Genomic DNA, 14,173 nt, shown 5'->3' with positions numbered 1-14,173 from the left:
CCACCCACGGCATCGGCCCCATACAGTGAACTCTTTGCCCCCCTGACCACTTCTACACGACTCAGCAGATCCGGCGGCACGAACTGCCAGGGGGGAATGCCCGCAGTAGCGGATCGCAGGCGGATCCCGTCCAGCAGCAGCACGGGGCCGGAACTACCGGCACCCCTCAGAAACAGACTGGTGGTCTTGCCATAACTGCCATCGGAAACAACATTGACCCCCGGCTGCCCGCGCAGCAGGTCCCGGAATTCCGCCGGCTTCTGGCGGGCAATGTCGTCCTGTCGGATAACGGTGACCGATGACAGGCTCTCGCCAACGGTCTCGGGGCCCAGCGTGGCGGTCACCACGATAGGATCAAGCGCGTTTTGCGATGGGGAGGTCTGAGCGATTGCAATCAGAGGGAAGGTAACAAGGGAAACGCCTGCCAGCATGAACGGCAGTTGAGGGTGAATCATGGCTATGGCTCCGCATTCCGCGCGCACCCGCACGGATAAAAGACTGGGTAACTGATGCGGAAAGGTTATGCGAAGGCAGGCGGCAGACGGAAAAGGACAAAAAACCGGCAGATCACCCCCCTCCGTCGCCCTCCGCAACGTATGGTGTGTCAACAGGCCGGTCTCCGGGCTTGTGAGTGTCGGTGATTGCATCACCAACCGGATGACCGCCTTCCCGCGCCGAAGCACAGTGGCATGCTAGTCATCCTTCCGATCTCACTTACCGTTGCGGGGGCAGCGTCGGACTTGCGGCAATATGGCTTCGCGCACCGACTTCCCGTTTCACCCATGTGTCGCAATACCATGGGCACCTGCAAACGTGGACGCAAGGCTAACAACGCCACCCCGGGGGGTCAACGACATTTGTCAGCATCCGTGAGAAAGTTCGGGCAGAAAGCGGGGAACCGTGAGCGGGGGCAGAGCACCCCCGCCCGATTGGCGTCGGTTACAACCAGCTGCCGGTTATCCGGAAATCATGGATTACCGGCGTGAGGTACCGCGACCCTGGCGGTGTACAGGCAGGCCTCGTTGGCCAGTTTGCGGCGTTTCGCAGCGGAATCCGGAGCACAGCACATCAGCAGGGTGCGGCCGTCGTCACCGCCCAGAATGCAGGCAAACACTCCCTGCCCCGGAGGTGCCGCAATCTCATCGGTGATCTCGCCACCTTCCGCGACCCGGATACAGCGCTGATTGAAGGCATCGGCAATCCAGATCTGGCCTTCGGCATCCAGACCGCAGCCATCCGGCCCGATACTCAGCTGCTTCAGCAGCTCCGAGCGGGGACCGGCTTTGGGCTTGTCACCAAAGGAAGCCCAGTCACGACGATCATAGAGTTCGCCGTCATCGGCAATGGTAAACGCGGTCATCCGGTTGCCAAAGGTTTCACCGACGATCAGGGTTTTCTGGTCCGGTGTTATAACCATGCCGTTGGGGAAGAACAGATCATCCGCCGCCACACTGACCTTACCCTGTGGATCGATCCGAACCAGCTTGGCGGGTTTCAGGTCACCGCCCTCCATCAGATCGAAACCGAAATTGCCAACCCAGAGGTTGCCGTCGTTGGCGGCCACCAGATCGTTGGCATGTCCGCCGGTGTGGGCGCTGATATCCGCGTACTCACTGATGGTACCGTCGGTGGCCCGACGCATGACTTTCTGGTCCAGCATCGAGACGTACACCAGCGAGCCATCCGGCAGCCAGCCCAGCCCGGACGACTGCTCCGGGGCATCGAGGATCTTCGTGCGCTCACCCTCGGGGCTTACGGTAAAGACACCGTACTGATAGAAATCCGACACCCACCACTGACCGTCACGCCAGCGCGGGCCTTCAAAGAAACTGCCACCATCCACTAAAAGATTGAGCTCTGCCATCAGACGGACTCCTTACAGCATGCCAGTGAGGCGTTGACGGATAATGGTCTCTGCGTCAGTCATGATCCGGTCGATCAGTTCCTGACAGCTGGGCACATCGTGGATCAGCCCGGCCACCATGCCACAGCTCCAGGCGGCTTCGTCCATCTTGCCTTCGTGAAGCACCAGCTTGCCCTTGGCGCCTGAGACCAGATGGCGGATATCGTCAATGCCGGTGTCGGCACCCTTTTCATTCTCGATACGCAGGATCTCTTCCACCGCCTTGTTGTTCAGCACCCGTTCGGTATTGCGCAGAGGACGCATCACCAGACGGGTCTGCAGCTCATCCGCTTCTACGATGGTCTGCTTGACCCGATCGTGAACCGGCGCTTCCTTGGTGGCCAGGAAACGGGTACCCATGTTCATACCCTCGGCACCCAGGGCCATGGCGGCCACCAGGCTGCGGGCATCGGCCATGCCGCCGGAGGCCACAAACGGAATCGTCAGTTCCTCGGCCGCCCTTGGCAGCAGAATGAAATTGGGGATGTCGTCTTCACCCGGGTGACCGCCGCACTCGAAACCGTCAACACTGACAGCGTCACAGCCGATTTTCTCGGCTTTCAGGGCATGGCGTACCGAGGTGCATTTGTGAATCACCTTGATGCCGGCCTCTTTCAGCAACGGCATGTACTTCTCGGGGCTGCGGCCGGCGGTCTCGACCACCTTCACACCACCGTCAATGATGACCTTGATGAATTCCGGGTAGGGTGGCTCCTGGAAGGAGGGCAGGAAGGTCAGGTTGACGCCAAAAGGCTTGTCGGTCATTTCACGACAGCGGGCGATTTCTTTTGCCAGATCTTCCGGTGTGGGCTGGGTCAGCGCAGTGAGAATGCCCAGACCACCGGCGTTGGATACGGCAGCGGCCAGCTCGGCGTAACCCACCCAGTGCATGCCGCCCTGGATAATCGGATGCTCAATGCCGAACAGTTCAGTGATACGTGTTTTCATGGAACTCCCCTTTTTGGGCCGTTGCAGTCAGTACCCCTGTAAAACAGGCGTCTCTGCAGATGGCGAATTCTGGTTATTGGAATGGGAAGTCATTATTGAACAGAGGGGCGCGAAATACAAAAGGGGTGGACCAGCCACCCCTTCGAATTTACTGCAACAGCAGATCTGTTAGCTTGCGCAGCGATGACGGGCCCTGAAGGCAGCCTCCGACAAGGTTGTGGTGCCGTCGGGAATGAACTCGATCAGAGTGCCACCGGTACCGAATTCCATCCAGGCTGCACCTTCGACGGTTTCAGCGTTGGGGTTGCCGGTGGCGGCAAACTGCGCCCAGGCACGGGTCATCAGGGCAGCCAGTCCAATCTGGTCTTCGTTCATGGCGCCACCGGTGCGGGTCGGGTCAGCACGACTCTCGTCAGATCCGAAGACATACTGGATCTCGAAGGCATGGGCGGCACCCAATGGGAAGGTGTTGCCGGGGGGAATGATGGATGGTGCGTTGCGGTCGTTGAACTCATAACCGTAAACAGTCGTTTGCTCAGCCAGCGTTGAAATCTGACCCAGACCCGGACAGGAGAAAATCGTATCGGTGCCAAGTGCGCTGAGTGCGAGACTGACATTGCCGCCAAACTCCTCACCTTCCAGCGGGTAGGCAGCAGCAATGCCAATCGCCACTGGTTCGGGAACGCCCAGCAAGCTCTGGATTTCCGGAAGATAGTCTTCTTCCTTCAGGCTGGCCTCCGCAGCGGCATCCTGATAATTGCTGCCCTGAGCCATCAGCGCTCTGATACGGCCAAGCTCGGCAATACCCACAAACAGACGCCACTCGTCCCGATTGACACCGGCAATCATGGGCACCTTGGTGTATTCATTGTCTGCCAAAGATGCGCCGATGCTCTTCGGCAGCGAATCCGGGCGCAGGCTGGGTACGAAACTGAAGTTCCCGGCCGCCTGGGCGGACTGGATGGCAGTCACATCCAGATCGCGGATGCAGGCAATATCATCGCATTCCAGGGCACTGAAGAAGGCGTCACCACCGGTTTCAACCGCATTCTGATCAGGCTGGGTACCAGAATAGGCACCACTCTGGACAATCGCCTTGTGGAACAGGCCCTCGGAGGCGGGGGATACCACGTGCCCCATAACACTCAGACCGCCAGCGGACTCACCAAAAATGGTGACATTATCGGTATTGCCGCCAAAGTTGGCGATGTTGTCCTGCACCCATTGCAGCGCGAGCTGTTGGTCCATGAAGCCCCAGTTGCCCGAATAACCGTCGTCATTCTCTGCCGCCAGGTCGGGATGGGACAGGAAGCCCAGTACACCCAGACGATAGTTGATGGTAACGACAACCACACCCTCGTCGATCAGACCGGCAGGATCATAGGTATCACCTGATCCCGTTTCGAAAGCGCCACCATGAATCCAGACCATAACGGGCAGCCCGTCCGCGTTCTCCGGCGCGTAAACGTTCAGGTACAGGCAGTCTTCAGTAGATACTTCCGTGCCGAAAGTGCTCGCCGGCTGGATGCAGCTGCCACCAAAGGCATCTGTTGTCAGCACACCCTCCCAGGCCGGAGCAGGCTGTGGCGCCGTGTATCGCAGCTCGCCTACCGGTGGCGTGGCGTAGGGAATACCCTTGAACGCGTAGCCGTTGCCAGTCTCTACGCCCTGAACCTGACCCTGCGTGGTGTTCCGGACCGTGGCCGGTGTTTCTCCGGGGTCGTCATTGTCGGAAGAACTTGAACCCGAGTTACATCCCGCCAGCAGTACCGCGCTGATGGCCAGCGCCAGGGAGCTCTTCCAGGCTTTTCTTTGTGTGGAAAGATTCATCGTCTTGTACCCTCAAAGCTATTGTTATCGTTGGTTTGAGAGCCGAAATACCCATAATAAACAGGTATCTGGCAGAATTTCCGGAAAAATTGACAGTAGCGGGCAAGCGCTCGAAAATCCTGATAAAAGACTACAGGTGGGCTACAAAACTGTCTGGCGCTTCAGGGGGGAATGATCTGAGAGAGGTGTCATTCAGGTCACATCCATGTGACCGCGTTCAGATTAAAGAGACGAAAACCTGAAAAGCATCAAAAACAAGATCAGTTGGAAAGCCGGCGACGCAGGGTAAACGGCGAGAAGTAACGCTTGCCCGGGAACTCGTCTGCAAACTTCCGGGTGCCTGCACTTTCGCTGTCCAGACCCTGGACATGGTAGCGACGGACTTTCAGGTCGTTGAACGATTCCACGTTGGTCCACACACCCGGAAGGTCATAGAAGTTCTTCAGCATGGCCATGGTTACCCGCCACAGATCACCCTCGTAGTCGTACTGGTCAACAATGGCTACGTTCCAGCTGTCCTCGTCAATGTAGAACACCCGCTTCGAATACAGATGACGGGCATCATCACGCAGATTGGCCTCCACCACATGTACCCGGTGCAGCTCCCAGCGCACCAGATCCGGATTGAGATGATGGGTACCCAGTACCTCGCTGTAGGGCAATCCCTTCTCGGTAATCCGGAAATTATTGTAGGGAATCAGCATTTCCTTACGACCCTGATAGGTCCAGTTGTAACGATCCAGGGCTCCATTGAACACGTCGGTGTCGTCTACCGTACGCAGGTTACCCGCTGCGGCAATGGGAGCATCGTAACCAAGACTGGGCGCACGACGAACCTCACCGGCACTGAAGCCCCAGGCTTTGCGTGGTTCGGCAACCTGGTCAAGGGTTTCATGCACCAGGATACCACCACCAGCAAACTGGACCGGCTCGATGACCGTGGAAATGTAGTAGTTGATGATGTTTTCCAGTGATTCCGGGCTACCACCTTCAACGTTCCAGTTGAAGAAGACTTCCTGCCGGGACTTCACGCCTCGCCACTGGCCATTGACCACCACCACTTCCGTGGATTCACGCTCCATCCAGCGGCCACGCCAGCGCACCAGGTGGTTCCAGATAGCCTGCATGGCCTGATCTTCATTGGAGCCATGGAGTATCGGGAAGGGGTAACCACCAAACGCATTCTGGATTCCGTTGCCGCCATCGACCAGGCTTGCGCGGGTAGCGTTGCGACGGGTGTTCTCGATGATGTGGTCCGGTGCCGTATGAGAGCGCCGTGACTGGTACACGTTCATCCGGAAGGTCTCCGGGAAGGTCTGCATCATCGCAGCGACGCCATCCGGCAGGCGTCCCCGGTAGCGATCAATATTTTCAGCACTGACCGTGTACAGGATGTTGTCGTCCGGATAAGGATTGATATGGTGACTTCCGGTGCCGCCATAGCCATCCGGTATGCGGGTGTCACCGCCCGTCCAGCGGGGAATCGAGCCGTCGGCATTACCCGCACGGATAGCCCCGAAGGGCGTCAGGTTATTACCCAGGCGGGCCGCTTCCCCCTGGGAAACCGCAGCCTGGGCAACAGAAAGGCTGGTCATCGCCAGCAGGGAAACACAGAGTACCAGGAGGAAGTTTTTTCGCATTGTCTCGTACATCGGGCCGACCATCTTATTGTTTTGACTACCGACAGGCTGTTCGTGGAAAACCGGACCTTGCCTGCCCCGTGTGTCTTCATAAGTTTATGGAATGTGGAGGCTTACATCTGTTTCGTTTCATTTTTGATTAAACTGCGGGCGATGCCAGTTTAAAGGTGAACGGCATAGGCCGATATGAACGCCATAAAGACACATCGAACCGCACCTCTGAACCGGGTATCCCCAAAAACACTGGACAATAACGCGCCAGCCCGACGGCCCTGTCAGTATCTGGAGTTTTAACATGAATAGTTCAGAGCAACTGAGTATTCGGTCACGTCTGTTAACAAGCACCCGGGCGGGCCACGCCGCTGCCGCGATAACAGGATCAATGGCAACGGCAACGAATCAATCCGTTCCCGGTATAAACCCCTCCTCCGGGGACAATACCCGGACCTGATCCCGGCCACCTTCCTTGGCCTGATAGAGCGCCCGGTCGGCCATCTTGAACAGGGTCGCCCGGTCACGGGCGTGGCCAGGCACCGCAGCCAGCCCGGCGGAAAAGGTCAGTCCGGACAAGCCACCGGTAAACATGCACTCACGAAACAGCCCCTGAAGGCGCTGAATGACCTCGGTGGCCGCTTCCGTCCCCAGACCCGGCAGCACCAGCACAAATTCTTCCCCGCCAAAGCGGGTCGCTACATCGTGCTTGCGGCAATGCTCCTTCAACAGCGTAGCCAGAGTTTTCAGAACCTGGTCTCCCACATCGTGACCAAAGGTATCGTTGACCCGCTTGAAATGATCCAGGTCGATGACAGACAGACTGAGCTGACCTTTCTCCCGCAGGGTTCTCGGGATTTCCCGCTCCAGGGTCTCATCCAGCCAGCGGCGGTTATACAAACCGGTGAGAGGATCGCGGACCGACTCCTCTTTCAAAGCCTTGCGCAGCTCTTCATTGCGGGCCAGTTGCTCCCGCAGGCTGGCCTCCACCCGCTTCAGATCGGTAACGTCACGAAACCCGTAGATATGGCCCCGGATTGCACCCTTGCTGTCGTGGAACGCCGTATGCTGCACGTTCAGATAACGCTGCTCCAGTGCACCGGCCTGGCTACTGGCCCGGGCCACTGCCAGCTCGGACACCACTTCGTCGCGGTTTAACAATCCGGGCACCAGCGCTTCTACACTGACACCGCGGAACCCGCCTGCAGGGGTATTGCCGAACAGTTCCCGGGCCACCGGATTGCGATCCACCAGACGGCCACGACCATCAGTAATCAGCATGGCATCTTCCATATGATCAAAAATCACCGACCGGGCGATGGGCATGATGTCCAGAAAACCGGAATGGCGGATATTCAGCAGCATGATCAATGCCGTAACCAGAAAACCAAAGGGGCTCAGATCCACTTTCTCCAGAGGCGGCGGCAGCAACCCCAGGATAGTCACCAGATTGGCTGACGTTGCGGTAAACGTTCCCACCAATAGCCAGAACGCCTGGGCGCGATAGGCCGGGCGGCGGATAAAAAACCGGATCAGCAGAACATAGGCGGCCAGTGACAGTGCGTAGGAGTAGAGTGAATGGAGCCAGAAGGCCGGCCCCCCGGTGAAGTCATCAATTCCGGGTCGGAAGCCGGCTGCAAACCATTGATGAAAGGTACCGTCGGTCAGGGCAAAAGCTACCGTCAACGCTGGTATCACCATGAACAGGGCCAGCAACCTGGCCCCCACATGCTCCCGTATCCCGCTATACTGGATGACGAAGATCAGGAAGGAGGTGGGGATCACCACCACGCCAACAAACATGACACGAAACCAGAACAGGGCGTCGTCCAACAGTATCGGAACCGCACCGGGAAACCGGACACTGAGCACCAGGAAGGCATAGCAGAGTGTCCACCAACTGACCCCGCCCATCATGACGGCGACGGTACGTGCAGTAGGCACGGACTTCCTGACCCAGGCATAGCGGGCCAGAAACAGAGTGACCAGGCTGGATACAAACAAGGCGAGAACAAGCATACTAACGCCTCCGGAGATTTGAGGGTGCCCCTCATCCCTATTGATTATTGTTATTGGACCGGAATTATCACAGAGTCTGATCTATATTTGAGAGATTTTCGTAAGTCGGCGCTTCCGGATGAAGTTTTTTTAACAAAAATAACGCCTCAGTGGTTAGTGACAGGGACGCAAAACTGCCGGCTGATGCATCAGAAGTGAGAACCACGTGGCAGCTGTTATCCACTCCCCGCTCCAGCAGGAGCTGAAGAAAACTCGCAAACGTTCATCACGGGCGACCCCCGCTGATGCCTTTTCCCGCGCCCGCAGGCTGTGGCTGAAAGGCGAGCGGCTTCATCTGGCCGATCTGGCCGAAGATCTCGGTATTGGACGGGCTACCCTGTTTCGCTGGGTTGGCAACAAGGATCTCCTGCTGGGGGATATCCTGTGGTCGCTTTACCAGCCATTAAGAGCATCGGCGCTGGCCACCACAGAAGGAAAAGGTGTTGATTACATTGTAGGCGTCTATCGCAAGATAAACACCACGCTGGTCAGCTCGGAACCGCTTCGCAATTTCATACATCAGGATTCGGAAAATGCCCTGCGGGTGCTGACCTCGTCCGCGTCCACCATGCACGGCCGGGTCGTCGATGCCAACACCCGTATGGTTCAGGAGCAGGTCGATTTGGGCAACCTGAAAGATCTGCCGATGCCGGTGGAAACCCTGTCCTACTTTATGGTGCGGCTGGCGGAGTCCTGTCTGTACAGCGACGTCATCATTGGTCGCAAGCCGGACCTGCAGGAAGTCGAGAATGCCTGCACGGCGGTGCGCATTCTGCTGGGCGGTGGAAAAAAGTAAAGCCCTCCAACTTAGAACGAACCACCCTTCGACCCTTCGGCGGGCTCAGGGTCAGGGTGAACGGGGCTTCAATGATGAATCCGCCAAAGAACCGTTCGTCCTGAGCCTGTCGAAGGACTTACACTTCGAACCAACCACCCTTCGACGAGCTCAGGGTGAACGGAACTTTATCATGAGTCCGCCAAAAAACCGCTCGTCCTGAGCTTGTCGAAGGGCGTGCCCCCCCCCGGTAATCCGTTCGTCCTGAGCTTGTCGAAGGAAGCCTGTCGAAGGACCTAGACCTGAATCCAGCGACCCTTCGACCCTTCGGCGGGCTCAGGGTCAGGGGGAACGGGACAATAATTCCGGCTTCTAACCAGCTACATATTGGACCGATGCTGGGCACCATCTACCGGAATACAGGCGCCGGTGACCCAGCTGGCAGCGTCTGAAGCCAGGAACACCGCCACGTTGGCCACCTCTTCCGGCAGTCCGAAACGACCGCAGGGAATCCGTGCCAAGGTGGTGTGGTAACGCTCAGCCCCCGCTTTCTCCATCTTGTCCCAGACCCCGCCCGGAAACTTGATGGAGCCCGGGGCAATGCTGTTCACCCGGATGCCATTGGGGCCGTTATCCACCGCCAGTGACTTGGCGTAGCTGATCAGCGCCGCCTTGGTGGCGGCATAGGGCTGGGTTGTGCCCACCTCAATGCCTGAAATCGACGACAGGATGATGATATTGCCCTGCCCGGCCTCTTTCATCCAGGGCAGCACTTTGTCCACCGCGCGGACCGTGGACATCAAATCCAGGCTTATGTTGGCAGCCCAGGCCTGCAGATCGTTGCCTGCGCCCAGAGCCGACACATTGCCCACCAGAATATCAACGCTGCCGAGGGCCGCCCGGGCATTGTCCAGAAAACCGTTCAGACTGGCCTCATCGCCCACGTCACAGGCTTCCCGGTAGCCTTTGACGCCCAGTGCCTCAATTTCCTTCAGAGTGTCATTCAGTGGTCCTTCACTGCGGGCACAAATGGCTACGTTCACGCCCTCGGCGGCCAGGGCCAGGGCGATGGAGCGGCCAATACCCTTACTGCCGCCGGTAACAACCGCGTTTTTGCCTTTCAGACCAAGTTCCACAATGCTTCCTCCGGTTTTATTGTTTTTAACGGCGAAAAATGACTAGACGTTGATAATCGCCATGGTGATACGTGAGACGCACACCAGCTTACCATCTTCTGTCTCGATCCGGATTTCCCATATCTGGGTAGAGCCACCAAGATGCAGTGGGCGTGTGGTGCCGTAAACCCACCCGGAGGTGACCGAGCGGATGTGGTTGGCATTGATTTCGAGGCCCACCCCGGCGGTGCCTTCTTTTTTCAGGCAATGGTTGCAGGCAACACTGCCCAGGGTTTCTGCAAGCACCACCGAGGCACCGCCATGAAGGATCCGCGCCGGTTGCACTGTGCGATGGTCCACCGGCATCCGGGCCTTGATGTAGTCGTCACCCGCTTCGACAAATTCGATACCCATGTGCTCCACCGCGGTATTACGCACCCGTGCCTGCATGCTTGCTACCGATGGCTGTACAGTCCAGATACTGCTCACTGAAAGATCCTCTGTTATTGATTGATACGACGATACGTGGACAGTTCATAAAACAAAAACGGGCACCTCCATCAACGAAAAGTGCCCGTTTCGTTAGCCTTCTATATTTACCCCATCAACAGCGGGTATTACAACTGCAGCGAGCGAACCTCGAGGAACTCTTCCAGACCCCACTTGCCAAACTCGCGGCCGATACCGGAGTGGCCAAAGCCACCGAAAGGTGCCAGCGGGTTGAAGGCGCCGCCATTGACGAAGACCTGACCGGTGCGCAGCTTGCTGGCCACCTTCTTTGCCTTTTCCTTATCGCCGGCCCAGACCGCACCAGACAGCCCGTACAGGGTGCCGTTGGCAATCCTGATGGCCTCTTCTTCGGTCTGGTAAGGAATGATGCACACTACCGGCCCGAAGATTTCTTCCTGGGCAATGCGGCTGTCGGGGTCCACGTTACCGAATACGGTAGGCTTCACGAAGTAGCCCTTTTCCAGGCCTTCCGGCGCATCCGGGCCACCGGCCACCAAGGTGGCGCCTTCGGCGATGCCCAGCTTGATGTAGTCCACTACCTTGTCACGCTGCTCCGCTGAGGCCAACGGGCCCAGGCGGGTATTTTCATCCAGCGGGTTACCCAGCTTGACGCCATTGGCCACGGCGCCAGCTATCTCGCAGGCCTGATCGTGCTTGTCCGCAGGCACCAGCATGCGGGTCAGCGCGGTACAGGTCTGGCCGCTGTTCTGCAGGCAGTTCATGAAGGAACCTTTCACCGCCGCTTCCAGATCTGCATCCGGCAGGATCACCGAGGCGGACTTGCCACCCATTTCCAGGGCAATACGCTTGAAATCGTCGGCGGCCGCATGGGCGATCAGATGACCGGTGCGGGTGGAGCCGGTGAAGGAAATCATCCGTACCAGCGGGTGCTTGAGCATGGTATCGCCCACTTCCCCACCGAGACCACAGACCATGTTGAACACACCCTTGGGCAGGTCTGTTCCGTCGAGAATCTCCGCCAGAATAAAGGCACTCTGGGGTGACACTTCACTGGGCTTGAGAACAATGGTGCAACCGGCAGCAATGGCCGGAGCCACTTTCAGGATCACCTGATGCAGCGGGTAGTTCCAGGGGGTAATACAGCCCACCACGCCTACCGGTGCGTACTGCACCTCGGAGTTGCCGGACTGCTCGCTGAACGGATAGTCCGGCAGCATGTCGATGTAGGTACCGGTGACGGCAATGGGCAGTCCCGCCTGAATCATGCCGGACAGCTTGATGGGCATGCCAACTTCACGGGAAACCGCTTCGGCAATTTCCGGAGCCCGGGCCTTCAGGCCCGCCTGCAACTGCTGCAGCACCTTGACCCGTTGTTCGACGGTGCTTTCCGACCAGCTTTCAAAAGCGGCATCGGCGGCCTCAATGGCCTTTTCCATAGTGGCTCTGTCGGAAGCCGGTACCTTGGCGATAACGTCGCCGGTGGCGCCTTCAAATACGTCGAGGGTGTCGCCGGACCAGTTGATCCATTCGCCGTTGATGTAGTTCTTGCTGAGATCTTTCATTGTTGTGCTCCTGTTACTGAACATTCTGTCTGGGAAACGGGTACGTAGCGTTACAATTTTCGATCAGTCGAAAACGATCACACCGCGGGCGTTCTTGCCGGCCAGCATATCCTCGAAGGCCTGGGGAGCGTCATCAATGCTGTAGGTCTGGGTGACCAGCTCGTCCAGCTTCAGCTTGTTGGCCTTGTACAGCCCCAGAATTTTCGGGAAGTCGTATTGCGGGCGGGCCGAACCCAGCCAACTACCCTTCAGGGTACGCTCATCCGCCGGCAGCGAAAACGTGTTGATGGTGGTGCTGTCTTTCATGTCTGCCACACCCACCACCACGGCGGTACCGGCACGGTTCAGCGCCTTGTAGGCCTGCTCAACCACCTTGCCGTTACCGACACACTCGAAGGCATAATCGACCCCGCCACCACTGAGCTTCTTGATGGCCTTGGCAACGTCATCCACTTCATTGATGTTGATGGTGTGGGTAGCGCCGAATTCCCGGGCCATTTCCAGCTTCGTCTCGCTGGTGTCCACGGCAATGATCATTTCTGCACCGGCGGTGTCGCAGCCCTGAATCGCATTCAGGCCAACACCGCCAATACCGAACACCGCAGCACGGGAGCCGGGCTCCAGCTGGGCGGTATTGAACACCGAGCCAACGCCGGTAATGACCGCACAACCCACCAGGGCCGCACTGGACATGGGTACGCCATCGTCAATCTTGACGCAGTTGTCCACGTGCAGGGTGGCGTACTCCGCCATCACACCGCAGGCACCAAATACGTTCAGATCCTTGCCATCCTCACCGTGGGTGCGGACCGTGCCATCCGGCAGGGTAAACAGGGATTTGCGGGCGTTATCGCACAGCACCGGACGGCCCCGCACACAGTTGCGGCACTTGCCACACATGGTGATAAACGTCGACACCACGTAATCGCCTTCCTTGAGACCGGTTACGCCCTCGCCCACTTCGATGACCACACCAGCGGCCTCGTGACCCAGCACCAGTGGTGGCGGGTACTGAATCTTGCCGGTCGTGGCCGAGTGGTCACTGTGGCAGACACCGCAGGCCGCCACCTTGATGGTGACTTCATCCCGCTTGGGCGCATCCACAGTAATGGTTTCAACCTGAACGGGCTGACCCCATTCCCGGCAAACAACGGCTTTTGCCTGGCGACTCATAATGCTCTCTCCTTGTTTCAGCTCTTGGCGCGTAATGTTGTTTCTTATTAACAAATCCCTTGGCAAAAACAAAAAAGGGGCCGAACTCGCGCCCGCCCCCCTTTCTTGTCTGCCCGGTGCCTTAAAGCACCTCAAACAGACCGGCTGCACCCTGGCCACCACCAATGCACATGGTCACCACCACGTACTTGGCACCACGACGCTTGCCTTCAATCAGCGCATGGCCAGTCAGACGGGAACCCGTCACACCGTAAGGGTGACCAACGGCAATGGAGCCACCGTTCACGTTCAGTTTTTCCATGGGGATGCCGAGACGCTCACGGCAATAGACCACCTGGGAGGCAAAGGCTTCGTTCAGCTCCCACAGGTCGATGTCGTCCATCTTCAGGCCGGCACGTTCCAGCAGACGCGGAATCGCGAACACCGGACCGATACCCATTTCGTCAGGCTCGCAACCGGCAACCGCGAAGCCACGGAAAATACCCATGGGCTCGATGTTGTGCTTTTCGGCGTAGGTGCTGTTCATCACGGTGCACACAGACGCGCCGTCAGACAGCTGGCTGGCGTTACCGGCGGTGATGAAGTTACCTTCGCCACGAACCGGATCCAGACCCTGCAGGCCTTCCAGGGTAGTACCCGGACGGTTGCATTCGTCTTTGTTCAGGGTGACCTGCTTCTGACTGACTTCACCGGTTTCCTTGTCTTTC

General features: G+C 58.1%; 11 protein-coding genes, 1 pseudogene and 1 riboswitch. Of the genes and pseudogenes, 1 reads left to right on the top strand and 11 read right to left on the bottom strand.

Features of this window, described 5'->3' with window-relative positions; all coding sequences use genetic code 11:
• The 6 genes from AAC035_RS09955 to AAC035_RS09930 form a co-directional block, all read right to left on the bottom strand.
• Positions 1-455: TonB-dependent receptor plug domain-containing protein (locus AAC035_RS09955; RefSeq protein WP_339803301.1), on the bottom strand; the 455-nt coding region annotated here is incomplete at its 3' end.
• A gap of 137 nt (positions 456-592) precedes the next feature.
• A riboswitch (cobalamin riboswitch) is annotated at positions 593-824 on the bottom strand.
• 143 nt (positions 825-967) lie between these two features.
• Complete coding sequence (locus AAC035_RS09950) at positions 968-1,864, bottom strand: SMP-30/gluconolactonase/LRE family protein (RefSeq protein ID WP_339803298.1); 897 nt, start codon at positions 1,862-1,864, stop codon at positions 968-970.
• Positions 1,865-1,876: 12 nt separating this feature from the next.
• Positions 1,877-2,851, bottom strand: coding sequence for a nitronate monooxygenase family protein (locus AAC035_RS09945; RefSeq protein WP_339803295.1), 975 nt, complete (start codon positions 2,849-2,851; stop codon positions 1,877-1,879).
• A gap of 168 nt (positions 2,852-3,019) precedes the next feature.
• The gene (locus AAC035_RS09940; protein WP_339803292.1) at positions 3,020-4,681 is read right to left on the bottom strand and encodes a carboxylesterase family protein; all 1,662 of its coding nucleotides are present in this window, start codon (positions 4,679-4,681) and stop codon (positions 3,020-3,022) included.
• A 260-nt stretch (positions 4,682-4,941) separates the two neighbouring features.
• A complete protein-coding gene (locus AAC035_RS09935; protein WP_339803288.1) occupies positions 4,942-6,333 on the bottom strand; it encodes a DUF1329 domain-containing protein in 1,392 nt (463 codons plus the stop codon).
• 387 nt (positions 6,334-6,720) lie between these two features.
• On the bottom strand, positions 6,721-8,331 hold the full coding sequence (locus AAC035_RS09930; protein ID WP_339803285.1) for a diguanylate cyclase: 1,611 nt from the start codon (positions 8,329-8,331) through the stop codon (positions 6,721-6,723).
• 205 nt (positions 8,332-8,536) lie between these two features.
• Between AAC035_RS09930 and AAC035_RS09925 the strand changes: the two genes are divergently transcribed.
• Complete coding sequence (locus tag AAC035_RS09925) at positions 8,537-9,166, top strand: QsdR family transcriptional regulator (RefSeq protein ID WP_339803281.1); 630 nt, start codon at positions 8,537-8,539, stop codon at positions 9,164-9,166.
• Between the two features lie 359 nt (positions 9,167-9,525).
• On the opposite strand, the gene AAC035_RS09920 is transcribed toward AAC035_RS09925, so the two are convergent.
• The 5 genes and pseudogenes from AAC035_RS09920 to AAC035_RS09900 all read right to left on the bottom strand — a co-directional run.
• Complete coding sequence (locus AAC035_RS09920; protein ID WP_339803279.1) at positions 9,526-10,281, bottom strand: SDR family NAD(P)-dependent oxidoreductase; 756 nt, start codon at positions 10,279-10,281, stop codon at positions 9,526-9,528.
• 42 nt (positions 10,282-10,323) lie between these two features.
• Positions 10,324-10,710, bottom strand: a complete 387-nt coding sequence (locus AAC035_RS09915; protein ID WP_339803303.1) for a hotdog fold thioesterase — start codon at positions 10,708-10,710, stop codon at positions 10,324-10,326.
• 167 nt (positions 10,711-10,877) lie between these two features.
• A complete protein-coding gene (locus AAC035_RS09910; protein ID WP_339803276.1) occupies positions 10,878-12,293 on the bottom strand; it encodes an aldehyde dehydrogenase family protein in 1,416 nt (471 codons plus the stop codon).
• A 63-nt stretch (positions 12,294-12,356) separates the two neighbouring features.
• Complete coding sequence (locus AAC035_RS09905; protein ID WP_339803273.1) at positions 12,357-13,466, bottom strand: Zn-dependent alcohol dehydrogenase; 1,110 nt, start codon at positions 13,464-13,466, stop codon at positions 12,357-12,359.
• Positions 13,467-13,587: 121 nt separating this feature from the next.
• Positions 13,588-14,173, bottom strand: a pseudogene (locus tag AAC035_RS09900) (acetyl-CoA C-acyltransferase); the annotation flags it as partial.

This window comes from uncultured Marinobacter sp., assembly GCF_963974375.1.
GTDB lineage: Bacteria > Pseudomonadota > Gammaproteobacteria > Pseudomonadales > Oleiphilaceae > Marinobacter.
The sequence above is the reverse complement of the archived record's forward strand: the minus strand, read 5'-3'. Positions and strand labels throughout refer to the sequence as shown.